Raw genomic sequence first — 23,474 nt, 5'->3', positions numbered from 1 at the left:
CAACCTGTCAACCCTGTCACCCCTGTTAACAGGTTAACCTGTCAACCTGTTAACTAAGCATGTGTATACACCTTCCATCCCAAATAATTATCAAATGCCTCTGTTAAAATACCCGCTGTTTTAGACGCATTCATCACCACATGGTGCTCGAAGCCATTTCTACATACATACTGCATAAGGCCCTGCAGGTTATTGATCCGGGCAACGGCGCGGTTACCAAAGGTGTTCAATGCATCGTTGGTGAGCTCACCTTCACCTACATAGGCTTTAATAATGCCCTGGCTGTCGTCGGTACTGATTCTGCCAAATGTCAATGGCGAAGCAGGCGTACGGCCATCCAGTGCACCGTAAGTATTTTCAACCCCTACTGAGGTACCCAGGATGGGCGCCGTGCTGATCTGGATATCGGGCAGGAATGATTTGGCCCAGTTACCACAATGGAACAGTACGCATTTGGAATCGTCATCGGCGTAGTTGTTGTTCCAGTCAACCAGGGCGCTGGGAGTGCCGGATGCTAACTGCATGGCATACATGCTTAAGGTTCCGGTAACATCCACTTCACAGGCGCTTGGCAGCATGTTCTCACTCATCATGCTCATGTTGGTACACACATTGCAACCATAGTTTTGCTGCAGGGAGGTCCAGCATTGAATAGCGGTGGCGTCGAGTGCGTTCTCGGCCATAAAATCGGCCAGCACCACATCCAGCTTGGCAATTTGCACCAGCTTATCATTAGGCGTTTTACCCGTTGGGGTATATGCTTTAATACCTTCCAGTTTTTCTTTTACGCGGGCATGGTCGGCTGTTAATTTGTTGGCGTTGCCTAAAATTTCAGACAGGTCAACCGTGGTAACGGAGATGCCATTGCGCTGCAGGATCTTTTCGCTGTAGCGCACGGTATTGAAGGCGCCTGGACGGGCGCCTACAGCACCGATACGTACATTGCGCATACCTTTTACAACCCGGCACACGGCAATGAAATGTTGAAGATCGGCAATAAACGATTCGTCAGAGGGGCTTACCACATGTTTGGTAGTAAGGGAGTATTTTATTCCAAATTGATATAAGTTATTGCAAACAGAGATCTTTCCGCACCAGGCATCCCTTCTGTTCACTACATCCATTTTCTTCAGGTCATCGGGATAACCCTGCACCAGCACGGGTACGTTGAGGTTAGCCAGCTTGATGGTTTCGGCCACACCTTTTTCGTCACCGAAGTTGGGCAACACCACCAGGATACCCTGGATATCGGCAGCATGTTTTTTAAACAGATCGGCGCAACGCTGCGCTTCTTTAAAAGTTTCCACGCCACCCAATTTGGTATCGGCATCAGTTAATAAGATGGGCGTGATGTTCAGTTTTTCAAACAGGGCAACAATTTCGGTGCGTGCTTCGGCCACTAATTTATCAGGAAAAAAATCTCTGTTTCCAATGATAACACCGAGCGTTGTTTTAGCAGTCTTCATCTGTAATTTTATTGTGGTTTATTAACTGGCTACTATGAGTTCGATTTCGTGTTCTTCAAACAGTTTTCTGTCTTTGTCATCAATGCCATCATCGGTAATGATGTAATTAATAAGCGACAACGCGCCTAAACTGGCAAAGGCGTTCTTTCCTATTTTGGAAGAATCGGCCACCAGGTAAGTGGTTTCGGCCGCTTCTATCATGGCTTTCTTTACTATAATATCGCTTAAGCTGGGGTAGGTCAATCCCGATTTCAGGGAAATGCCCGCTGTAGCTAAAAAGAGCTTGGAAACATTGATGCCTTTAAAAAAGTCGGCTGCTTTTTGACCGGTCAGCGATAAGGTGGGAGGTTTAAATTCACCGCCGGTCATTACTACTTCTATGCCTGGTTCGGTTCCCAGCATCATGGCAATGTTCAGGGCGTTGGTGATTACCGTCAGGTTTCTGAACCCTTTTAATTTACGCGCGATCTCGGTTACGGTTGAACCGGAATCGAGAATGATGGTGTCGCCGCTTTCAATGAACTCGAGGCATTTGGCAGCGATCTTTTCTTTGGCTGCTGTTTGTAATTCCGAGTGGGCCACATAAAACTCGTTTACGTGGTTCCCGATATTTTTCAAATAGGCGCCGCCATGTTCGCGGATCACCATTTCTTCTTTCTCCAACTTTTCCAGATCCTGGCGGATGGTCACTTCGGTTACTTTGAAGATCCGCGCCAGGTCACCCACTTTTGCCGAACCGTCCTCACGGAGCATTTCGAGAATTTTCTCCCGCCTTTGATTAGCTAACATATAGTTTAGTTTGAGGGGCCAGGAATCAAAAATAGGAAAACAATCGAAGAAAAAACAAAATAAAAGAAGTCTGGATTGGGATTTTTTGGATAGACGGATGGATGAGAAAAATACTATCTCACTGATTATCAGATCAAATAGTGTAAATGTATAATTTTTGATTATTTACGAACGAAAATTATCGGAACTGGAATGTATGAGTTCCTGGAATGGGAGAAGAGCAGGACAAATTGTAAGGGAGCATAATGGTAGTGATACTGCCTGGGTATTGTCTAAGTATTGCCTGAGGATTGCCTGGGTATTGTCTGGCAGCCACCAGGGTATCTGTAGGGTTCGCAGGCGGTTTGCAGGCAGTCTCCAGAGTATATCCCTACCACTACCCTGCCATGTTGCTACTGTCTGAACTGGGATTTATGGGATTGTTGGGATGTTTGGGACAGGAGATTATGTAAACAACACACCTACTGAAATTAATTGGCTTCGGATCTATCCTGGGTTCTGGCCAGCAACTCTCCGACTCTGCCGGGACAGATCAAAGACTCCCCTTACCCTTCTTCGCAAAGGCTTCGCAAGTTCTTCGCAAATTTGCGAAGAAGCCTAAGGGAATTCTAAGAGCAATCTAAAAGGATTTGCGAAGAAAGTTGCAGTAAAACCCATGAACTTGCCGTCCATTTCCCAGCCATCCCATGTATCTCATGAATCCCGGTTCAGACTGGCACTATCCCGGCGGAATAGGAGCGCCATTCGGGAAGCCCCCATAGCGTAAGTTATACTATAGCGTTATAGAAAACTTTAGCAATCCGCTTTGAAAGAAAGTATTGTAAGCGGTATTTGGGCAGAAAATTCAAACTTCTATATCGATATAGAAATTGATTGAGATATGTAGATCATTTGTTCCAAAATTTAAGCGCCTACATTGCCGGTTACTACCTCACCAGCCCGCTTATAATACGCCACAATAACCCCTTTTGTTGTTACCTGGCTTTCTGATAATGTATATGCTGCCGGGATGGCGCCGTTCCGGAACAGTTTTTTTCCTTCTCCAAGGATCAACGGATAAATTTTAAGCCGCAGCTCGTCTGCCAGGTCATGTTTAAGCAACAGTTGAATAAGCTCGCTGCTGCCCCAAACGTGAATATCGCCACCGTCCGAATGCTTCAGCTTTTTGAGATCTTCCACACTCCTGAGGAAATTACTGTGCTTCCAATCTGATTGATCCCTGGTTTGCGAAAACACATATTTGGCGCCCTCATTGATAGCTGGCCAAAAGTCTGCATGCTGCGGCCAGTAGCTTTCCCACAGCTCGAATGTTTTTCTGCCCAAAAGATAATCTGCCGGTTTCAACTCCTCCTGTAAGACCCTGCCAAAAACCTCGTCGCTGTAAGGGGCTGTCCAGCCGCCAAATTTAAAGCCGCCTGCGGTGTCTTCTTCCCGGCCGCCCGGGGCCTGCATTACACCATCTAAGGTGATCATTGAAAAAACAATTATTTTTCTCATTGTATTTGCTTTTTTATAATTAAGATAAAAGTGGTTATGCTACTTTAAAAAACCGTTCAGGCAGGTTAAAATTGTCGTTGTCTGCATCATCAGGCTCACATGGCTTTGTGATGGAACAATGGCCAGCTGCGATTTTGGCATTCCTACAAAATCAGCACATACCGTACCACCCAATAGCTTATATGTTTTTATCAGTTCAATTTTATCCAGCCCGTCATTGTCGCCGGAGATCAGTAATACGGGTGCAGTGATCTTTGCAATATTGGCATCACCCAGGTCAAAGGGCACGCCGGCAAAGGCAATCATCTGCTCCAGGAACTTTGTCCATTTTGTTTTGTCGGGCGCTACGGCACATGCAATAAAACAAGCGGCTTACCCTCACCATATACTTCGTAATACACTTTACCGCCATTAACAGATGCGTAACCACTGCCGGAAGGTTTGGTTTGTTGTGCGTTTGAAACGAAGGAGGCAAACATAATTGCAACCAGTAGTACCGATCTGAGTGGCGTACGTGTTTTGAGTAGATTCATAACGCTGGATAATTTTTAGTTTAATTGTTATTGACAATACAAAACTAAAATTCCCGGCGGGATCTGATGCGGGGTAAAAATGACAACTTAGGGGTGAATTATGCCAAAACAGAAAGGTATATAAACAAAAACGGTCCGCCACGCGGCGGACCATTTCAATTTGTATGCTTACTACCCTATTTTATAAAGAAACTTTCCTTTTGTTTGATGTCCGATGAGGAACCACCGATCATTACGCTGAACTCACCGGGCTCCAGCACAAATTTCATTTCACGGTTATATAATTTCAACTCCTCACGTGGAATGGTAAAGGAAATTGTTTTGGTTTCACCGGCCTGCAGGTGCACGCGTTCAAAGCCTTTCAACAACTTTTCGTACGTGGTTACCGAACTCAATACATCACGAATGTAACATTGCACCACTTCATCGCCGGCCAGCTTGCCGGTATTGGTAACATCAACGGTTACGGCAACAGGATCGGCGGCCGTTTTACCGGTGCTTATTTTCAGGTTAGTGTAACCAAAGCTGGTATAGCTTAAGCCAAAACCAAAGGGATACAACAGGCCTTTTATTTTTGCATGTTCCCCCTCGTCCGACTGCGCACCGGGTTTGCTGGGGAAATTCAATGGTATTTGTCCAACCGATTTTGGCCAGGTAAGCGTAAGCTTGCCACCCGGATTGTAATCACCAAACAACACATCGGCTACGGCAATTCCGCCTTTTACGCCTGGATAACCTGCATATACGATCCCATCGATGTACTTGTCAATCCAGTTAATGGTCATGGGTTGGGTGCCGAGCAATACTACCACCACAGGTTTGCCGGTTGCTTTGATGGCTTTTACCAGTTCCAACTGGTGGCCGGGCAGATCGAGATCGGTACGGCTCTTGCTTTCGCCGGCAGTACGCGTATTTCCGCCTAAAACAACAATCGCCATTTGCGCCTGTTTGGTAATATTTACGGCAGAATCGAGCATGGCCTGTTCGCCGGCATCCATTGGCTCGGGCAGTATTTCACTTTCCGGCCAGTTTTTATCAACCAGGTCAACACCTTTTGCATATAATACTTTACCGGCGCCCAGCTTTGCCTGAATGCCCTGTAAGACATTTACGCTGGGCGACCCCAACGGACCATAATGCGTATGCGCATAATCGTCGTCGGTGGCGTTGGGCCCTACTACGGCTATTTTATCCAGGCTTTTTACCAGGGGAAGAATATTGTTATTGTTTTTCAACAGCACCACACTTTCGCGGGATGCCTGCAAGGCTATCTGCTGACTGGCATCGCTGTTTACTACTTTGCGGGTTTCTGCTGCACTCTCCACATACGGATGATCGAACAAGCCCAACCGGAATTTCACGCGCAACACATCTGCCACGCGGTGATTGATGGTATCCATGGGTATGCGGCCTTCTTTCACCAACTGACGCAGGTAGATGATAATGCTATCCGGCGCCTTGAATGTGGTACGCACGTTCATGCCCGCCATAAATGCCTGGAAAACGGCTTCCTTTAAATTAGCAGCCACATGGTGTTTGGTGGCAAGGTACTCAAGGGCATCGCTGTCGCTCACTACATAACCGGTAAAACCCATCTCCACCCGCAGGCGCTGGATGAGCCAGTAATTACTGCCCGAAACAGGAATACCGTCGTAATCGTTGTACGAGCTCATTACACCCATGATGCCTGCTTCTTTTATTACTTTCTTGAAAGGATACAACAGGAGATTCTCTACTTCGCGCGGCGCTACCTGCGGGTCTGTGCGGGCCTGTCCTTCCCGGGCGCCCTTATTGGCGCTGTACACCGCAAAATGTTTCGCTGTGGAGGCAACCTTTCCATCCTGCTGAATACCTTTTGCCAGGGCAATGCCCATACTGGCTACCAGGTATGGATCTTCGCCATAACTTTCTTCCAGCCGGCCCCAGCGCTGGTCGCGCGCCACATCCATAATAGGCGCATACACGTTTGTGTAACCCAGGGCGCGGGCTTCGCGCCCGGTAATAATACCTTCCTGGTGCACCAGTTCTTTATTCCAGGTCATGCCCATATTGAGCTCTGTAGGAAAGCCGGTAGCTTCGTAGGCTTCCACCCCGCGAATGCCTTCATTGGTGAAATCGGCGGGAATACCCAGGCGGGTTTGTTCTATAAAAAAACGCTGGGTCTCGTTCATGGCCCACACGTGTTTTTCCATATCTTTTACCAGGTCTATCGGCGCCGTTTTTCCCCAACCGGCAAAACCATTCAGGTGTTCATCTATATTGGCAATGCCATCTTTCCAGATCGCATTTTTCCAACTATCCGTTGGCAAAGAATCTTTCAACACCCGGTGCCAACCGTACAGGGTGGCCATCTGGCAGGTCTTCTCATCGAGGGTCATTTTCGACAACAGGTCGGCAGTACGGGCATTTACCGACTGCTTGGGGTCTTCATAAATGTCTTTCTTACCGTTCTTATTTAAATCGATCCAACCGTCCTTATAAATGGAGGTGAGGGGTTTGAATGAGGCAACGCCAAGCAGGGCAAGCAAGGCAAACAAGGGATATTTTCTTCCTTTCATATTATGATAATGTGCAAGTGACAAATATAGCCACAAAGGCCTCGCTGCCTGGGAGAATGTTACGCTAACGTTTGCGTAAATAAAAAGCCCCTCCCGACTTATCGGGAAGGACTGATTGGGGTTGAAGGGTTATAAGCGTTTATTTGAGTTTAAAGATCCAGGTGTCTATTCCTCCATGACTTCCGGTCACATCTCCATCACTTCCAAAGACAGTATTTGTAACCAGCAACGATCCATCTGCCATTACAGCTATATCTGAATTGCCATCACCATCCGACGAGCCAAACAATTTTTGCCAAACTACTTTACCGGTAGTGTCCAATACCAACACCCAAACATCCAATTTCCCATGATTACCCGTGATACCGCGGTCTTTACTGTCGGAGTTACCGGCTATTGCAATATGACCATCGGGTAAACGCGCCAGGCTAAAGCCTGCATCGCTTCCAGAACCACCCAGCGCAGCCTGCCAGCCTATCTGACCGTCCTTGGTAAGTTTCACCACCCATGCATCCATATCTATTCCCTGCTTTCCCATTACGTCGCCATTGGTACTGGTTGTATAACCCAATAAAATACAGCCGCCATCGGCATCGCCAATAACGGAAGAGGTATATTCAAAACTGGCACCGCCATAGGTTTTGCTCCATAGCTTATTCCCGCTGGCGTCGATCTTTACAACCAAAAAATCATTCTGGCCATGATTTGACTGAACATCACCTGTATTATTGCTCTCGGTAGTGCTCAATAAAACATACCCGCCATCTGTACAGGCGGCTATTTTTGCCCAATACTCATTACCGGCGCCTCCAAAGGTTTTCTCCCAAATAAGGTTTCCATTGGCATCGAGCCTGATTACCCAGATGTCCCAACCGCCGTGATTGCTTTTAACATCTCCATCATTGCTTTCTGTTTCGCCCGAAACCAGGTATCCGCCATCTGCAGTGGCAATAATTTTATAGGCCAAATCATCGTTAGACCCGCCATAGGTCTTATTCCATACTATATTCCCATTTGCATCGAATTTGACAATGGAAAAATCATCGGGTCCGTTAGCTACCATTGCATAGCCCGCATTAACCGAGCCCCCATCCGATGAAGCTACCACAGACTGATAAACTGAGCCATAGCCGCCCATTTGTTTTTGCCAGGTCTTGTTGCCATCGCTGCCCGCCCGCAATGTCCAGCCCATAAAAACGCCTGCATTTCCCAGTGCGTCACCGTCAACACTGACCGAATAACCAGTTGTAATAAAGGAACCGCTGGGTAACAGTGCCGTTTCGTAACAATAGTCATCTGCAGATCCTCCATAACATTTTTGCCATACCAGGCTGTATATCTTTCGTGAAATGTTGACCTGAATGGGTTGCGCAGCCGAAGCTGCGGGTGTAATGGTAAGTGTTCCGGTTTGTGAAGAAGTGGTAGTGGCTGCAGTCACCTTTATGGTAACCACCGTGCTATCGCCTGTTCCTTTTTTTACCGGGTCAACCGATAACCAGGCGCTGGCCCCGGCAGACAGATCGATCTTCCAGTCTACATTCGAGTAAATCACAATTGTATCAGTATAATTCACATCACTGCCGATTTCCACATTGGTACGGCTGACGTGCATGTTGGGTATAGGAGCCGGCGTGTCGTTTTTCTTACAGGAATAAACAAGAACGAACAGGAGTAAAATAAACGAGGACGAATAAAACTTTGGTCGCATGAGAAGGGGTTCGTTGATTTACGGACAAAAGTAATATCCGGAAATTTAAACAGCTGACAATTCTCATCAATGCGTCGTTTTCGCCAATAACCGTGCAGTTTTAGCTGATAAGTGTGCAAATGAACCTGCCGTCCCGGTTTCTCATGACGGCAGGTTTTATAAGCAGGGAACGATCAATAGTTTCCTGAATTGTTTATGCCGGCCTTCAGTATAAAGTACCCTGGCGCCACATCGTTATTGAACACCCCCCCACCCCCTGCATTGAAATTAGCCACGTTGAGGTTGTTGCCGGTTATATTAAGCGCGCCATTGGGCAATTTGTTATTGGTAATGTTGATCGAATACTCTGAATCGGTAGTATTGTCGCGGTAATACCCTATGCCATGGTAAATATCATTGACCGGGCTCGCAATATTAATGGTATTGTCCTGTACCACAACATAGTTCAGCCATGGGTTAGCCGTATCGCTTACGTATTCGTATAAGAGTATACCGGCATCGTTCAGGGTGTTGCCGGCAATGGTGAGGTTAGCGCCGTTACGTGCTTTTATCGATCCGCCGCTGCCATTGGCAGGCCAGCCTGAAACGGTATTATTGGTAATGGATAACCCGTTAAAACTATGGGCGTACATACCATGATCGGTCAATGAATCTATTGAATTCAATGTGGGGTTGCGGTTCAGGATATTGTTATCTATCAGCGTATTGCTTTTACTGTTGTCGTTGATGGCGCATACAAAATACCCGGTGGTGCCGCCATTTCCAAAGGTATTGTTCAGGATCTGGGCATTGGTAGAACCCTTCGTCCAAACACCCCGGCCGGGATCGCTGGCGCGATGAATGAACACACAATTCTGAATGAGCGAACTGTCGGTACTCAGGAACTCTACATAATCGTCTTTCAGGTTGTTGGTTTTGTTGGTGCCGGCCGCCCGTTTTGCATAGTCAAAAATGCAATACCTGATGACGGGCTTTTTTGTATTGGTGTAAACAATACGAATGTTCCAGAACGTAATACCCTGGAACAGGGTATTATCACATTCATTCCCGAAGCTCAGGGTGAGAATGTTGCTTAATGAGGCGGCGTTGAAGATGGGATTTACAGCCGTGAGCTTAACAATAGAAACGCCTGCCTTCATTACAATTTTTCCGGTTATTTTATACGTGCCTGCGCTGGCATATACAGTTTGGCCTGCGCTGGCTGAGGCAATAACGGCGTTGATCTGCGCCAGCGTCATGGTGGAGTCGATGGTAAGAGTTTCTTCCTGCGGGGATACGCTTGTGTTGTCTGTGAGCGGATCGTTGATGGCTTTTTTCTGACAGGAGAATGCTACGCCCATCATTGCAATCAACACCCATAATGCTGATGCATGTCGCATGTTACATTTCATAAATGGCAATGGTTTTATAGTGATTAATAAAAAAACAATCCCCTGACTGCAGTTTGAACACGCATATCGATACACGTACACCGGTTGAATAACCTGGGTATTACGTATTAAAACAACAGTAAATAACTAAGGGAAAGCTCATTACATCAATATTTACCGACACCTGAGAAATGTCTACATATTAATTGGTACGAGCCCCATTTCCTGAGAGAGATCATTAAAAGTAAAAAGAAATAGTTAAATGCCAAACTATTCTTTAAAAAACAAGGGCCTCCCGATGTGCCGGGAAGCCCTTTATAGTAATCATCAGCGTACGTACTTATTTTGAATAGCCAAAGTTCTGTGCAAAGAGCTTTGTAGCATCCATCGTGCTCTGAGGGATGGGGTAAATACGGCGGAAAGGCTGAGACACGGGTTTGGTTGTACCAGCTGCCTCGAATTTACCAAAGCGGATAGCCGCTTTTCTTCTGTACATTTCCCAGTACATTTCAAAACCGGTTTCAGCATACAGCGTGTTCATATCAATTGATGTAAGCGCTTTACCAGGCGCGTTGGCATACAGTGCTTCGCGTGTTCTGCTGGTACGCAGTATATTCACATCAGCCAGCGCCTCATTGGTCATGTTCTTGCGCAAATACGCTTCGGCACGCATAATATACATAGCGCCTAAACGATAAACCGGCAGATCGCAATTGCTCTTGCTGTTAAGACCTTCCGGATCAAACTCATATTTGAAAGGGCGAACACCCCGGTTGATCTCGGCCTGGGTAAATACACCCTGGTTAGGATCATCAAAATTAAGCTCGGGGGTGAAGTCCATCAATTGTGTTGCAGCTTTCTCGCAATACAGCTTGTTTACTTTAATCCGTCCGTCGGCGGTGTGCTCAAAGTCAGTACCCACGATGCTTGGTCCATATTGCTGACCATATTGCATACCTCGGTTAAAATGGAACCATGACAAGGAAGAACCTACTACCAGGCTGTTGGCGGGCACGCTCACATCGGTACCATCGTTCATGAACCAGGTTCCATCGGCATATTGATAATGGCGTTGAAAGCGTGGATCATCCCGGTTATTATCCCAGGTATGAAAAAACTCCGGTGTAATGCAGGAAGCATTGGTACCCCGGTTAGCAGTAGACGGTTTCTGGTTTCTTTCCATAGGCATGTAAGCAAAATTATTACTACTGCCGGTAAGGGTGTTTACATCCTGGGTTATAACATAGATCAGCTCCGTTCCGTTCCCGTTCTCGATATCGAAGTTGTGGAAGAAGTTGCTTTCCAGTTTATATTTTCCTGAACCAATGAGTTGGGTAGTATAACTGATCACTTTGTCCATATCGGTTCCGTTGCCATCAACCGCCTGTTCATCGAACTTGAAACTGGCTGCATAACGATCTTTAAAAACCGCGCGGTTCAGGTACATTTCTGCCAGCAGCGCATAAGCAGCCTGTTTGGTAAAACGCCCATTGCCTGTATTATTCTGGCCTGAATTGGAGAGATCAGGAATCAATGATTCTACATCTTTGATCAGATCGTCGATGCCGGTTGCAGCTTGTCTAACCTGCAGTGGTGCATTATCTACACCCGGGTCGCGGTAAGCCGCCTGGCCAAACAGGTCAAACGAATGAAAAGTGTACAGATCCAGCAGGGCTTTGGCTTCCGCCAGCAGTTGGACCTTGTTGGCAGCAGTTGATTTGTTAATGCTGCTGATGGCGGTGAGGGAGAGGGTGATACCGGTATTAAGGCTGTTCCAGGTGTTGGTGATCATGGAATTGTCGGCCCCCCAGGTAAACTCGTGAATGGCGCGGTAAATACCACCGTCGCCCCAGTCGCTGCCACGGGTAGGCAATATCGCTTCATCGGTTGAATACTCCTGCAGGGCAAATGCCTGGGCATGGTTTGTAAAAGTACCATTGTCCATTTGTGAGTATGCTGAAGCCAGTGCATTTTCGGGAGCTGCAGCATTGGAGCCCAGTACTTCATCAATTACTTTTTCATGCAGCTTGGTACAGCCGGTTGTGGCTACTACCATAAATGCGCAGCCTATTGTATATAATTTAAATAATTTCTTGTTCATATTCCAAATGATTTAAAATTTGATCGTTGCGCCTAACAGGAATGTTTTAATTGCGGGATAGGTAGTATAATCAACACCCAGCGATTGGTTACCGTCTACATTTTTGGTAGTATTCACCAACGGATCGTAGCCAGAGTATTTAGTGATGGTAAACAGGTTTTGCGCGCTTACATAAATGTTGAGCGATTGCATCCAGGGAATTTGTTTGAACTTAAAGGTATTTCCCAAACGCAGGTTGCTGAGGCGGAGGAAATCTGATTTCTCCAGGAACAGCGATGACACCACAACCTGGTTGCCAAGGTCTGCATGGTTATCAACATATTTTTTCAGCGTGTTGCGGTCTGTTTTCAGGTTGTTGATGCTGAGGTCAAGCGCGGTGTTGTTAAACAGGTAACCGCCTGTTTGCCCAATGAATGAAAAGCCCAGATCCAGGGTTTTATAGCGTAACTGGCTGTTTAAACCATAGTTGAATTTGGGAATAGCACCCGGGAAGATCTGTCTGTCGTCTGCATTGATAATGCCATCCTGTTTCTTATCTTCAAAAATATCCTTGCCGTCTTTATCGTAGCCCAGGTGCTTTATTAAAAAGAATGAACCTGCAGCATAGCCGTTTTTATAGATGTTGGCATTTACACCGGAAAGTCCCGGACCTGAGATATTACCAGAAAACAACTGGGAAACCGGCAGGTCTTTGATGGTGTTTTTAAGGGTAGCGCCGTTTACATCAACTGTCCAGCTCAGGTCTTTTGTATTGATGAGCTGCGATCCCAACGTAAATTCAACACCCTTGTTTATGATCTCGGCGCCCACGTTCTTCCACACCATAGAGGTAGGGCTCAATGGTTCTGAAGGAATATATAGGATAGGATCTTTGGTGGTTTTGTTATAGTATTCAATTGAACCGTACAGTTTGTTTTTAAACAATTCGAAGTCGGTGCCTATGTTGTACTGTTCAACCAGTTCCCATTTAAGATTTGGGTTAGCGGTACGGTTTACGGTAACGCCATTTACCAGGTTGGTGCCATCCAGGTAATAACCAGAGCTGGCAGATTGGGTGTAGCTGGCCTGGGTAATTTTGTTAGGTACTTCCTGGTTACCGGTTTGTCCCCAGCTGGCACGCAGTTTCAGGTTATTGATTACTGAAACATTCTCCAGGAACTTTTCACGCGTAAGGTTCCAGCCTGCTGCAAATGAAGGGAAGTAACCATATTTGTTGTTTTCACCAAAACGGGTAGAACCGTCTGCACGAATAGAGGCGGTGAACAGGAAACGATTGTCGTAGTTATAGTTCACGCGACCGAAGTAAGACTGCAGTTCATTCTCCTGCGCATAACCACCGGGGGCGCCGGGCGTTCCGGAATAACCCGGGTTATACATAGGCGGTACACCTGTACCCTGCGCTACGAGGTTCTGTACATTGAAAGCTGTACCTGAGAAATTGAACTTCTGATAGGAAAAACCACCCAATACTTCTACCTGGTGTTTTTGAATAGCCAGGTTGTAGGTAAGGTAGTGCTCCAGCAAAGTGGTCAGTGATTTCAGGTTGTTTTGATTATAGATACCCTTTGGTGTACGGTCTGTAAGGTTCGGGTACATGGTGGTCTTACGCTCTGAAGTTGATTTATCGATACCTACGTTGAAACGGTAGTTCAAGCCTGGTAACAAACGCAGGGTGGCTTCCATGTTGCCCAACACGCGGAAGGTATTGGTTCTGTCGTCATATACACTCAACACGTACAGGGGGTTAAAGATCTGCACCTTTTTGAAATTGGTAAAGTTGCCGGCAGAATCATACACGTTCCAGGTGGGGTTGGCCATCAGCGCATACATGAGCACCTGACCATCTGACCCGGCAGTACTTCCGTTGGGGATACCGGTTTCGTCGATATTACTGGCAGTCAGGTTCATTTTAACAGTCAACCGTTTGTTGTCGAAGAATGACTCCTCGGCATTCAACCGGGCTGTTGTTCTTTTGAAACCGCTGTTCTTTATAATACCGGTCTGGTCGAGGTGAGAAAGCGATGCCAGGTAGCCGCCTGTATTCGTAGTTTTTGTGAACGACAGGTTGTGGTTTTGCACAAAACCGTTGCGCATGATCGCATCCTGCCAATCGGTATTGCCACCGTGGTCAGAAGATGGGTCAACTATGGCTTTCCGGTACTGATCTGCATTCAGCAGTTTCAGTTTTTTGATAACTTTAGAAGTACCTACATACATGTCATACGTTAATGAAGGATCGCCTTTTTTACCACGTTTGGTTGTAATAAGCACCACGCCGTTTGAACCTCTGGCGCCATAAATGGCTGCAGCGGAAGCGTCTTTTAATACGGTGATGGTTTCAATATCGCTTGTATTTAAGAAGTTCAGCGGGTTCTTGGCATCAGAGCTACCCATACCCACATCGGTACCTGCTGCGCTCACGTTATCGTTGCTCAGGGGCACACCATCTACTACAAAAAGAGGCGTACTACCGCTGCGCACAGAACCCACACCACGGATGAACACATCTACACCAGCGCCGGGTTCACCGCTCGATTGCGCAATGCGCACCCCGGCAACTTTACCCTGCAGCATGTTATCTACAGAAATATTAACGCCCTGTCTTATATTATCGGCTTTTAACTGTGTTAAAGCACCGGTTACGTCGGCTTTTGTACGGCTGCCATAACCTACTACCACTACCTCATTCAACCGGCTGTCACCTACTGCCAGGGTTACCTGCAGAGAGGCGCCGGAAACAATTACTTCCTGGTCTTTATACCCAACAAATGAAATCACCAGTTTCTCCCCATCGGCAACGGGCAGGGAAAACTCCCCTTTTTCGTTGGTGGTGGTGGTGTGTTTGGAAGAAAGTGATCTTACTGTTGCGCCGGCGATGGGGCTGCCGTCGGCGCCAACAACTGTTCCTTTAACAGGCTCCTTTGAAGCAACCTGTTGATACTTGTGAGGGGATGGAATATTAGCCCGGGAAAAGCTAATGCACGCCAACCATACTCCTACCATAAATAGCGATCGAATGTTCATACGTAAACGTGTATTTAGTGTTGGTTTAGATACTATCCACAGGCGTATACACGAAATGACTTCCTATCCCCTAGTGAGTAACAATTTGGTAATATGGGGTACCCAAAACGCAAACGACCCCGACGGTATCGCCGGGGTCGTCCCATTAAATTAAAATATCATTTATTATTTTACCACTTTCTTACTCCATTAAGGATATACTACCTGCCAGTTGTTGGCTATTAATTCATCCAGCGTGTACAGATAGCTTTTGTACAAGCCCCGGCTGATGATCTCTGCAGCCGGATAGGCCTTTACTGAATCTATGTTAAAGATCAGGATGTGCATTTTGCCTGAAGGAAAAAGTTGATCGAAACCTGCAGTCCAACAGCCCCGTGATTTGTATTTTTTTGAGCTGTTAGCCCCTACATTCCAGATAGGATCGTTATTTATTGACTGCACTGTTGGAACATAAGCCGCCAAATAACCGGAGTCTTGTGGATACTGAAAGCTGAAGGTAAAATTTACATTTTCCGATGAATTATTCACAATGGTTAACCGGTCGTCGCCTTTATCCAATAAGTTGCCCGGGCAATCGTCTTTACTTCTTATGCAGGAAGATGCCAGCAGCAGGCATATCAGAGAAAATAAATAGAAAATTTTCATACAGCACTGTAATGTTTGTTAAGCCGAAAAATAAATAAAATTGTAATGCCAAAATATAATTAGCCATTTCATTTGATAAACGTGCAGTTTTGGGCAATAGCCGTGTAAAATGGGGCAATAAACGTGTAAACTACTTTTCTAAATAATCTTTACAATTCCTTACGGGGGCACATAAAAGGATTCTTTTTTTATATTTGAGGTACTATGTGGGAACCTATTTCCTTTAACGAATTATACGATAAGATCATCACAACTGAAAATCGTCTTACAGGAGAACTGGCCAACTTTTGGAAGCTCATTAAGATCGAACCTGAGAAATGGCAGGAAAAACAATATGGCAAAGAAGGTGGTGATTTTGGGTGGTAGCCATTTGTGGCAACCAGGTGATCTGGTATAATGACATTGAAGATGGATTCAATATTTCTATGCAGGCGCCGGTGAGCTCAGCCAATGCCGGCGCTGTACGCACGATGGAATTTTTATTACCATGAAAAGGATAGCAGGGGTTTGTTAACCGGAACGTATATCCTTGAGAAGGTTTTACCGAAAACGCAACCGGTTTTAAGGCTGTTTGAGCCGCCAGCTTTTCCTGGGCAATGGCATTGAACGAAGCAACAATAACAATAATATTAAAAAAGAGTGATCTGTAATTCATCATACGGCAATAGATTAGCTAGCGCTGTAAAGCTACCCCTGTAGATGAAAAATTATCCTGTACCATCTGGTTATTTATAAACAGTATCGATGCTATGTTTTATAAATAGTTTTTATAACCTTGTGGTATTATAACCCAATATCTTCCTGATGAAAAGCATATTCTTCCTGTTATGCCTGTTAGCAGGCGTTCAAGTTTGTACCGCACAAACCAATCCTAAAAAAGAATTTTACAGTGCAGCATTCAACTGGAGCATTACCCTTCCGGATAATTTTGTATCCATTGATTCTGCAGAAATGGCCAGATTGGAAAGCAAAGGAGCTGCTGTTATGGACAAGGCCAATAATACAAAAGTGGAGAATCACGCCACCCTGCTGTTTTCAGTCAAGACTGATCTAATGAATCATATTGATTGTAGTTACCAGCCTTTTAATCCTGCCGTTGATGGTGATTATTTAGAAACCAAACAGGCAATCAATAATATGCTCTATAAGACTATAACTACCCAACTGCAGGGAGTTAAGGTTGATACTACTACGAGAATAGAGAAAATCAGCAACCTGGAGTTCAATACATTTGTAACCACTGTTACCTATCCTAATAAAATGGTTCTACACTCTTTGATGTATTACCGGCTCTTCGGCAAAAGAGAATTTTCGCTAAACATCGTGTATAAAGAAGAAGAAAAAGGGCAACAGATGTTGAATGCGTGGAAGGGTTCTAAATTTGGGAAGTAGGTGGAGTTGGAAAGACCTTACTGCAAATGCGCTCTTAAAAACCAGGCCATCTTTTCATGCTTCTCCATTAATCCCGTAATGAAATCGCTGGTGCCTTCATCGTGATACTGGCTGGCAAATGCCCCGATGTGTTTCCGCAAGGTGAAAATGATGTGCTCGTGATCTTCCAGCAATTCCTTAATGAACCCAATGCCGTCATTTCGCTGCCGGTGTATTTCCGTTAATTCTGTCAGCTCCAGGTAGGCGCCCAGCGTGGCCGGCGCATAATGTCCCAATTGCCGGATCCTTTCCGCTACGTTATCTACGATATCTGCCAGCTCATTGTACTGGGTTTCAAAAAACAAATGCTTATTCACAAAATCAGGGCCTTCTACATTCCAATGGGCATTCCTTGCTTTTGTATACAACACAAATTCATCGGCCAGTATTTTGCTCAGTTCATGCGCCACTTCGGCGGTGTTGGTTTCACTGATACCTATATTCGTTTTCATGATTGATTGTTTTATTGTTAGTGGTTGTAATGCAGGTGCAACTTACTGCAGCAGGAATGGGTGGTAAAGGGCCAGTCGTTGAACAAGGCAAACCGATCGGTAAGCAGGTCATTTGGCAAGTCGGCCATATTCTTTATCTTTAAGATATGAATGTCCTGATCGTAGACGATAACGAAATAGCCAGAACAACACTGCTTCAGTTGGCCAGCCGGATAAAAGATTGTACGGTTGTTGGGGAATGCGCCGATGCCCTGCAGGCCTATAATTTACTGCAGCAGGAAGCCGTAGATGTTATCCTGTTGGATATTGAAATGCCCGGGATGACAGGCCTGGAACTGATAAAGAACCTGGGCGCCAAACGGCCCCTGATCATTTTCACTACCTCCAAAAAAGAATATGCGGTGGATGCCTTTGAGCTGAATGTGGTTGACTATATCGTAAAACCGGTTACTACCAGCCGTTTTATTCAGGCCATCGATAAAGCCCGGGACCTGCTGGAAAGCAAGGAAGCCCAATTCAATGCCAGTAATGATTTCATATTCATCAGGGATTCGAATATTGTGCGGCGGCTTGAACTGGATGATATTCTTTTTGCGGAGGCCATGGGCGATTATGTAAAACTGCATACCGGCCAGCGGTTCTATGCTATTCACAACTCGCTAAAAGCGGTGGAACAACACCTGCCTGCACAGAAATTCCTGCGGGTGCACCGGTCATTTATTGTAGCCATCGACAAAATAGACACGATCCGCGACGGCGTACTTATTGTGAATGAAAAAACAGTACCGGTAGCCGATGCCTACAGGGCCACTTTAAATAAGAGAATGAATGTGTTATAGACCATCGCTCAATATCCCTTTTTTACCGACCGATTTTCCTTTTTTGCAGAGTACCCCCTTCCCCATTGGCAATGCACAATTAAATTAGCATGATGTCAGGAAAAAGGATCATATTCTATATTCTCGCTGCATTCCTTGCCGGAACGATTGTACTCATTTACGTGGAGTACAATTCAACCAAACACCTGAATTCCCTCATCAAGGCCAACAGAAAGCTCATGGGCGAATTCCGGATCACCGAGAATATGTTGAATGCCACTAAAAGCAAAGTGGTGATTGAAAGAAAGATCCGCGGATTTATTGAATCGGGCGACACCAGCTATTTAACCGGGTTGAATGTTGAATTTGAAGAGATCCAGCGATCTCAACAATTTCTGATGGCCATTCCCGGCGACTCACATACCGTTGCCCTCATTCATAAACTCGACACTACCATTCAAAAAAAGATCAATCTCTTTCATAACGTGCTGCATGCTTATCACCGGCACAGTGTACAGGCTGCCGAAGATACCATTAAGGCCAACCTGCCCGAATGGGTTTCCTATGATATTGAAAGCACGGTGCGGGACGTAACCGAAGCCCGGCGGGATGAATTGGCAGTAATAACCAACTCCGTTCAACGCAGCGGACAAAAGGCGCTTGAATTCAGTTATATGCTCATTGCCCTGGTATTACTTGCAACCGGTGTGTTGCTATGGTATATCCTGCACATCATGCAGAAACTGATCCGGTCTGAAAAAAAAGTTCGCGAAACGGCAAGAGTCAAAGAAAACTTTCTGGCCAACATGAGCCATGAAATCCGCACGCCAATGAACGCCATCCTTGGATTTACACAATTACTATCGCAAAAAAGAATGGATGATGACGCCAAACACTTTGTAACTACCATTCAAAGTTCGGGCGAGAACCTGCTGACGATCGTAAACGATATCCTGGACATTTCAAAGATCGAAGCCGGCATGATGCGGATAGAAAAACTGCCCTTCAGCCTGAGGGGACTGGTAAACTCCATAGAACTGATGGTACAGCAAAAGGTGATGTCCAAAAGCATCAGCTTAACCATCGCCATCGATAATTCTTTGCCCGATATCCTGGAAGGCGACCCGGTGAGGCTGACGCAAATAATCAATAACCTGTTGGGCAATGCGATCAAGTTTACCGAAAAAGGAGCTATAGATCTACGGATCATCAAAAAAGAGATCATTGATAATATTGTGACGCTCCAATTTGTTATCAGGGATACGGGAATTGGGATTGAACCGCAAAAACTGAAAGAGATCTTTGGCCGGTTTCAGCAGGCTGATGATACCATTACCCGGCAATATGGCGGAACCGGCTTGGGCTTATCAATCGTGAAAGACCTGGTTGATCTGTTGAAAGGAACTATCACAGTTGAAAGCACACCGGGCACCGGTACAGCTTTCACCATTACGCTCCCCTATTTTATTTCGACCCAACAAATTCGCAACAACCTTGGCATCTCAGAATTGCCGATCGCAAACAATACCCATACCAATCTCCATATTCTGATCACGGAAGACAATGAGGCCAATCAAAGCCTGCTCAGTCATATTTTCAGGAACTGGAACATTCCTTTTGCTATTGCCAACAATGGCCAGGAAGCCATCGAACTATTAAAAAAGAAAGAATTTAACCTGGTGCTGATGGATATTCAAATGCCGGTAATGGATGGCTATACCGCTGCCAGAAAAATCCGCAATGAGTTAAAGTTAACCGTTCCTATTGTTGCCATGACGGCGCATGCCCTGCCGGGTGAAAAAGAAAAGTGTTTGAGTTATGGTATGAACGATTACATCACCAAGCCCGTAAAACAGGACCAGTTGCGTGACCTGATAAACCGTTTCACCTCCTTCGCGCAACCGGTAGTGAAAACGGAAACTCCCAAACCCAGCGAAGAAACAAACAACTATAATTTCATTCAGCTGGATTATCTGAAAGACGTAAGCGCCGGGAATAAAAACTATGAGAAGGATGTAACCCAGAAATTTCTACAGGCGGTTCCTGTTGCCCTGCAACAACTGGAAATGGCTTTGCAGGAAGGCAATACCGACGCGATGAAAAGGATTGCCCATAATTTAAAAACTACCATTTCGGTGATGGGATTGAATGATACGCTCAATCCGCTGTTGGATGAAGTGGAAGCAGGCAACCGGGATAATACACAACTACGTAATACGCTCCATAAAATAACTGATACCTGCCGCCAGGCGATGGCAGAAGCAAAGCAATTCCATGCCTCATTATTGTAACGGTCACCAATCCAGGTCCTTCCAGCTAACCTTACCATTGCTAACATTATACAATGCACCTACCAGCATCAATTCCTTATCATCGTATTTTTTCTTTACCGTAGAACTGTGTTGTAAAATATCTTCCATGGTAAGCGCTACATTATTTTTAGCGGTAGCATTGTAAGGCGGCTGATCATTAGGCACTTTAGCTCTTTTAACATGAGCAATTAACTCGTACAATTCTTTGGCCGATGAATCAACATTGCCAAAGGCGGCGGCGATGGCCCCGCAATTGGTATGCCCCATTACTACAATTAGTTTTATATTCTTTTCAGCCACTGCATATTCAATGCTTCCCAGGATATCATCGTCCTGGATGTTGCCGGCAACCCGTAACACAAACAAATTCCCGATGCCCTCATCAAAAATAATTTCAGGCGGCACCCTTGAATCCATACAGGTTAGCACACAGGCCATAGGGTGCTGATCCTTCCCCGATCTTATTATCTGATCGTAATAATTATAGGAGCTGTCGGAGTGAACATTCACAAAAGAAAACCTGGCCACAAAGTTGGCATTGCCTGCTTTTAACTTCGCCAGGATCTCATTGGCAGCCGGCTTAAGGGATGGAACATAAGATGGGGCCGTAGCCGGTTTTGAATCAGCGGGAAGCGCAATGGGTTTCAATTGCCCCCGTTGGCAAGCCATGCACCACCACAAGGCGATAATAAGAATACAATTACGCATACACACCGGATTTATTCTTTCTTTTTTAATTGTGTCCTGAAAATTCAAATGCCGTAGTAGCATCCTGGGCATAGCCACCCATCACAAAAGCGCTATAAAAAGCTGAAAGAAAGAGCGTTTTTCTCATAGCAACTGTTTGCTTAAAATAACTCAATAATTACCGGCCAGCAATCATTTGTACGTGTTTCACCGTAAAACACACCAGGCTGTTACCGGCTGTTTTTAAGCACACAACATATTTTAAGTGAAATACTTTACGGTAAAATCAGCTGTCCGCCAGTAAAAGAAATTGAAAATGGCCAAATTTGTTGACGGAGTTGAAACAGCAATGAGAAGCATGTACAAAATTATCCGCCGGCATATTATTACCGGTTTTATCTTTTTAATGCCGGTACTTGTTGCAGTGGCGCTGATTAGCAAATTCTGGGACAAGATCATGGCCGTGGCAGACAAAGTATCAAAACTACTTTTCATCGATACATTGCTGGGCCCTGGCGGGAATGTGCTGGTGGCGCTGGTGTTACTATTCCTGCTTTGTTTGATCGCTGGCTTCCTGGTACGGCTTACGTTCTTCAAAAGAATGAGTGATTCCATAGATAGTAAACTGGCAGGATTTATTCCCGGCTATACCGACCTGAAAAAAGAAACACAAAAAAAGATCGGCGTCGCGCCTGAAGAAAAAGAGCCTGTTTTTGAAACCTGCCTTGTAAAAACCCAGGAATACTGGAAGCCAGCCTACCTGATCAATATAGCCGACAACGGCGATACAACTGTTTTTTTTCCTTCAGCCCCCACTTTTGAAACCGGCCAGGTAGCCATTGTACCAAAAGACTGTTGCAGGAAACTGACCATGGACTCGCAAACGCTCAATTCCTGTTTAAAGCAATTGGGCAAAGGCCTTACCATCACGTAGTTTTCTTTTAACGCTTAAATCATTTTTATGAGAAAGTTATTAACTGAATTTATCGGCACCTTCTTTTTTGTGCTGGTAATAGGAATGACGGTAGCGGGCGGCAAAGGCGATTTTGCCCCGCTTGCTATTGGTACCGCATTAATGGTTATGGTGTTTGCCGGCGGCCATATCTCAGGTGGCCATTATAACCCTGCCGTTTCCCTGGCTATCTTATTGCGGGGTAAAATAAATACATCGGAAGCTATTCAATACATGATCGTGCAGATCATCGGCGGCATTGTAGCTGCATTAGCAGTACAAGCATTCCTGGGCGATAAAATACCAGCAACAGCTCCGGTGATGGCAAGCGCCTCAAAAGGATTACTGGCAGAATTCCTGGGCACATTTGCCCTGGCGTATGTAGTGTTAAATACTGCTACAGCAAAGGGCAATGCCGGAAATAGTTTTTATGGACTGGCAATCGGGTTTACCGTCTTATGCATGGCTTATGCATTAGGTCCCATCTCGGGTGGCGCTTTTAATCCAGCCGTGGCCACAGGCATCAGCGTTATGCGGTTGGCCGCCTGGAGTGATTTCTGGGTTTTTATGGTGGGTTGTTTTGGTGGCGGTGCGGCAGCGGCATTGATCTTTAGAATTAATAATCCGGATGATAAATAGATCCGGGATCATGGCTTTTTGGGTATCTTTGAAAGCATGAGCCACTTTAACTTTCAAACAATTGACTGGGACCTTATTCCTGAAACTGAACATGCGGGAACCACCGGCACAGCCGTTTGGCGAACCCTGCAATTAGAAGGACTACGTATTAGAAAAGTTGACTACTCAAAGGGATACCTGGCCGATCACTGGTGTAAAAAAGGCCATATCGTTCATTGCCTCGAAGGAGAATTTATCAGCGAGTTGGATAACGGCCAACAATTCAGGCTTGGCCAGGGTATGACATATGTGGTATCGGATGACCTTAGCAGTCACAGATCGTTTACAGAAAATGGGGTGAAGTTGTTAATAATAGATGGCGATTTCCTGCAACTTTCTAAATACATGGCATAAAAGAAAAGCCTGAGGATCCTGTCCATAAGCCCAAAACCATCGCCGGTGCTTGTCCATGAATTAAACGTGGAGGGGGAAGTTAATACAAAACATCCCGGA

At 45.6% G+C, this 23,474-nt stretch carries 20 protein-coding genes; 6 read left to right on the top strand and 14 right to left on the bottom strand.

All coding sequences use genetic code 11. The features are described 5' to 3' along the window. Positions 1-53: 53 nt before the first annotated feature. The 12 genes from NIAKO_RS00295 to NIAKO_RS38315 all read right to left on the bottom strand — a co-directional run bounded on the left by NIAKO_RS00295 (position 54) and on the right by NIAKO_RS38315 (position 16,349). Positions 54-1,466, bottom strand: a complete 1,413-nt coding sequence (locus NIAKO_RS00295) for an L-fucose/L-arabinose isomerase family protein (protein WP_014216378.1) — start codon at positions 1,464-1,466, stop codon at positions 54-56. A gap of 21 nt (positions 1,467-1,487) precedes the next feature. Continuing rightward, positions 1,488-2,255: a DeoR/GlpR family DNA-binding transcription regulator gene (locus NIAKO_RS00290; RefSeq protein ID WP_014216377.1), complete on the bottom strand. Its 768-nt coding sequence runs from the start codon at positions 2,253-2,255 to the stop codon at positions 1,488-1,490. A 903-nt stretch (positions 2,256-3,158) separates the two neighbouring features. Then, positions 3,159-3,752 (bottom strand): dihydrofolate reductase family protein, encoded by a 594-nt coding sequence (locus NIAKO_RS00285; protein WP_014216376.1) that lies wholly within the window; start codon positions 3,750-3,752, stop codon positions 3,159-3,161. A 39-nt stretch (positions 3,753-3,791) separates the two neighbouring features. After that, complete coding sequence (locus tag NIAKO_RS39050) at positions 3,792-4,058, bottom strand: alpha/beta fold hydrolase family protein (protein WP_041346145.1); 267 nt, start codon at positions 4,056-4,058, stop codon at positions 3,792-3,794. A 38-nt stretch (positions 4,059-4,096) separates the two neighbouring features. Further along, positions 4,097-4,285, bottom strand: coding sequence for an alpha/beta fold hydrolase (locus NIAKO_RS39045; RefSeq protein ID WP_014216375.1), 189 nt, complete (start codon positions 4,283-4,285; stop codon positions 4,097-4,099). 176 nt (positions 4,286-4,461) lie between these two features. Next, on the bottom strand, positions 4,462-6,843 hold the full coding sequence (locus tag NIAKO_RS00275) for a glycoside hydrolase family 3 N-terminal domain-containing protein (protein WP_014216374.1): 2,382 nt from the start codon (positions 6,841-6,843) through the stop codon (positions 4,462-4,464). Positions 6,844-6,982: 139 nt separating this feature from the next. After that, positions 6,983-8,551, bottom strand: a complete 1,569-nt coding sequence (locus tag NIAKO_RS36260) for a BACON domain-containing protein (RefSeq protein WP_014216373.1) — start codon at positions 8,549-8,551, stop codon at positions 6,983-6,985. A gap of 173 nt (positions 8,552-8,724) precedes the next feature. Continuing rightward, the gene (locus NIAKO_RS00265) at positions 8,725-9,942 is read right to left on the bottom strand and encodes a right-handed parallel beta-helix repeat-containing protein (protein ID WP_014216372.1); all 1,218 of its coding nucleotides are present in this window, start codon (positions 9,940-9,942) and stop codon (positions 8,725-8,727) included. A gap of 319 nt (positions 9,943-10,261) precedes the next feature. Continuing rightward, complete coding sequence (locus tag NIAKO_RS00260) at positions 10,262-12,022, bottom strand: RagB/SusD family nutrient uptake outer membrane protein (RefSeq protein WP_014216371.1); 1,761 nt, start codon at positions 12,020-12,022, stop codon at positions 10,262-10,264. A 12-nt stretch (positions 12,023-12,034) separates the two neighbouring features. Next, the gene (locus tag NIAKO_RS00255; RefSeq protein WP_014216370.1) at positions 12,035-15,046 is read right to left on the bottom strand and encodes a SusC/RagA family TonB-linked outer membrane protein; all 3,012 of its coding nucleotides are present in this window, start codon (positions 15,044-15,046) and stop codon (positions 12,035-12,037) included. 189 nt (positions 15,047-15,235) lie between these two features. Continuing rightward, the gene (locus NIAKO_RS00250; RefSeq protein WP_014216369.1) at positions 15,236-15,691 is read right to left on the bottom strand and encodes a hypothetical protein; all 456 of its coding nucleotides are present in this window, start codon (positions 15,689-15,691) and stop codon (positions 15,236-15,238) included. Positions 15,692-15,989: 298 nt separating this feature from the next. Then, positions 15,990-16,349 (bottom strand): hypothetical protein, encoded by a 360-nt coding sequence (locus NIAKO_RS38315; RefSeq protein ID WP_014216367.1) that lies wholly within the window; start codon positions 16,347-16,349, stop codon positions 15,990-15,992. 146 nt (positions 16,350-16,495) lie between these two features. Here NIAKO_RS38315 and NIAKO_RS00240 point away from each other — a divergent pair, with 146 nt between their 5' ends. Continuing rightward, positions 16,496-17,083, top strand: coding sequence for a hypothetical protein (locus tag NIAKO_RS00240; protein ID WP_014216366.1), 588 nt, complete (start codon positions 16,496-16,498; stop codon positions 17,081-17,083). Positions 17,084-17,100: 17 nt separating this feature from the next. Here NIAKO_RS00240 and NIAKO_RS00235 read toward each other — a convergent pair whose 3' ends face one another. Then, on the bottom strand, positions 17,101-17,574 hold the full coding sequence (locus NIAKO_RS00235) for a Dps family protein (RefSeq protein WP_014216365.1): 474 nt from the start codon (positions 17,572-17,574) through the stop codon (positions 17,101-17,103). 146 nt (positions 17,575-17,720) lie between these two features. On the opposite strand from NIAKO_RS00235, the gene NIAKO_RS00230 reads away from it, so the two are divergent. Beyond that, positions 17,721-18,413 carry a LytR/AlgR family response regulator transcription factor gene (locus NIAKO_RS00230; RefSeq protein WP_014216363.1) on the top strand — a complete coding sequence of 231 codons (693 nt, stop codon included), beginning with the start codon at positions 17,721-17,723 and terminating at the stop codon, positions 18,411-18,413. A gap of 89 nt (positions 18,414-18,502) precedes the next feature. Then, complete coding sequence (locus NIAKO_RS00225) at positions 18,503-20,683, top strand: ATP-binding protein (RefSeq protein WP_014216362.1); 2,181 nt, start codon at positions 18,503-18,505, stop codon at positions 20,681-20,683. Positions 20,684-20,686: 3 nt separating this feature from the next. Here the strand turns inward: NIAKO_RS00225 and NIAKO_RS00220 are convergent, their stop codons facing one another. Beyond that, the gene (locus tag NIAKO_RS00220; protein ID WP_014216361.1) at positions 20,687-21,412 is read right to left on the bottom strand and encodes a carbonic anhydrase; all 726 of its coding nucleotides are present in this window, start codon (positions 21,410-21,412) and stop codon (positions 20,687-20,689) included. Positions 21,413-21,707: 295 nt separating this feature from the next. Here NIAKO_RS00220 and NIAKO_RS00215 point away from each other — a divergent pair, with 295 nt between their 5' ends. From NIAKO_RS00215 to NIAKO_RS00205, 3 genes are read left to right on the top strand one after another with little or no spacing between them, the layout of a single operon-like run. Continuing rightward, on the top strand, positions 21,708-22,325 hold the full coding sequence (locus NIAKO_RS00215; RefSeq protein WP_014216360.1) for a DUF502 domain-containing protein: 618 nt from the start codon (positions 21,708-21,710) through the stop codon (positions 22,323-22,325). 27 nt (positions 22,326-22,352) lie between these two features. Then, positions 22,353-22,982, top strand: a complete 630-nt coding sequence (locus NIAKO_RS00210; protein WP_014216359.1) for an MIP/aquaporin family protein — start codon at positions 22,353-22,355, stop codon at positions 22,980-22,982. Positions 22,983-23,018: 36 nt separating this feature from the next. Further along, on the top strand, positions 23,019-23,375 hold the full coding sequence (locus NIAKO_RS00205; protein WP_014216358.1) for a DHCW motif cupin fold protein: 357 nt from the start codon (positions 23,019-23,021) through the stop codon (positions 23,373-23,375). Positions 23,376-23,474 lie beyond the last annotated feature (99 nt).

Origin of the sequence: Niastella koreensis GR20-10 (genome assembly GCF_000246855.1) — a bacterium.
Lineage (GTDB): Bacteria > Bacteroidota > Bacteroidia > Chitinophagales > Chitinophagaceae > Niastella > Niastella koreensis.
This window is presented reverse-complemented; position numbering and strand designations above follow the sequence as displayed.

Excerpts from the sequence above, each read along its gene's own strand:
- NIAKO_RS00295 (WP_014216378.1), bottom strand. The coding sequence starts at position 1,466 with ATGAAGACTGCTAAAACAACGCTCGGTGTTATCATTGGAAACAGAGAT.
- NIAKO_RS00290 (WP_014216377.1), bottom strand. The coding sequence starts at position 2,255 with ATGTTAGCTAATCAAAGGCGGGAGAAAATTCTCGAAATGCTCCGTGAG.
- NIAKO_RS00285 (WP_014216376.1), bottom strand. The coding sequence starts at position 3,752 with ATGAGAAAAATAATTGTTTTTTCAATGATCACCTTAGATGGTGTAATG.
- NIAKO_RS39050 (WP_041346145.1), bottom strand. The coding sequence starts at position 4,058 with ATGATTGCCTTTGCCGGCGTGCCCTTTGACCTGGGTGATGCCAATATT.
- NIAKO_RS39045 (WP_014216375.1), bottom strand. The coding sequence starts at position 4,285 with ATGAATCTACTCAAAACACGTACGCCACTCAGATCGGTACTACTGGTT.
- NIAKO_RS00275 (WP_014216374.1), bottom strand. The coding sequence starts at position 6,843 with ATGAAAGGAAGAAAATATCCCTTGTTTGCCTTGCTTGCCCTGCTTGGC.
- NIAKO_RS36260 (WP_014216373.1), bottom strand. The coding sequence starts at position 8,551 with ATGCGACCAAAGTTTTATTCGTCCTCGTTTATTTTACTCCTGTTCGTT.
- NIAKO_RS00265 (WP_014216372.1), bottom strand. The coding sequence starts at position 9,942 with ATGAAATGTAACATGCGACATGCATCAGCATTATGGGTGTTGATTGCA.
- NIAKO_RS00260 (WP_014216371.1), bottom strand. The coding sequence starts at position 12,022 with ATGAACAAGAAATTATTTAAATTATATACAATAGGCTGCGCATTTATG.
- NIAKO_RS00255 (WP_014216370.1), bottom strand. The coding sequence starts at position 15,046 with ATGAACATTCGATCGCTATTTATGGTAGGAGTATGGTTGGCGTGCATT.
- NIAKO_RS00250 (WP_014216369.1), bottom strand. The coding sequence starts at position 15,691 with ATGAAAATTTTCTATTTATTTTCTCTGATATGCCTGCTGCTGGCATCT.
- NIAKO_RS38315 (WP_014216367.1), bottom strand. The coding sequence starts at position 16,349 with ATGATGAATTACAGATCACTCTTTTTTAATATTATTGTTATTGTTGCT.
- NIAKO_RS00240 (WP_014216366.1), top strand. The coding sequence starts at position 16,496 with ATGAAAAGCATATTCTTCCTGTTATGCCTGTTAGCAGGCGTTCAAGTT.
- NIAKO_RS00235 (WP_014216365.1), bottom strand. The coding sequence starts at position 17,574 with ATGAAAACGAATATAGGTATCAGTGAAACCAACACCGCCGAAGTGGCG.
- NIAKO_RS00230 (WP_014216363.1), top strand. The coding sequence starts at position 17,721 with ATGAATGTCCTGATCGTAGACGATAACGAAATAGCCAGAACAACACTG.
- NIAKO_RS00225 (WP_014216362.1), top strand. The coding sequence starts at position 18,503 with ATGATGTCAGGAAAAAGGATCATATTCTATATTCTCGCTGCATTCCTT.
- NIAKO_RS00220 (WP_014216361.1), bottom strand. The coding sequence starts at position 21,412 with ATGCGTAATTGTATTCTTATTATCGCCTTGTGGTGGTGCATGGCTTGC.
- NIAKO_RS00215 (WP_014216360.1), top strand. The coding sequence starts at position 21,708 with ATGGCCAAATTTGTTGACGGAGTTGAAACAGCAATGAGAAGCATGTAC.
- NIAKO_RS00210 (WP_014216359.1), top strand. The coding sequence starts at position 22,353 with ATGAGAAAGTTATTAACTGAATTTATCGGCACCTTCTTTTTTGTGCTG.
- NIAKO_RS00205 (WP_014216358.1), top strand. The coding sequence starts at position 23,019 with ATGAGCCACTTTAACTTTCAAACAATTGACTGGGACCTTATTCCTGAA.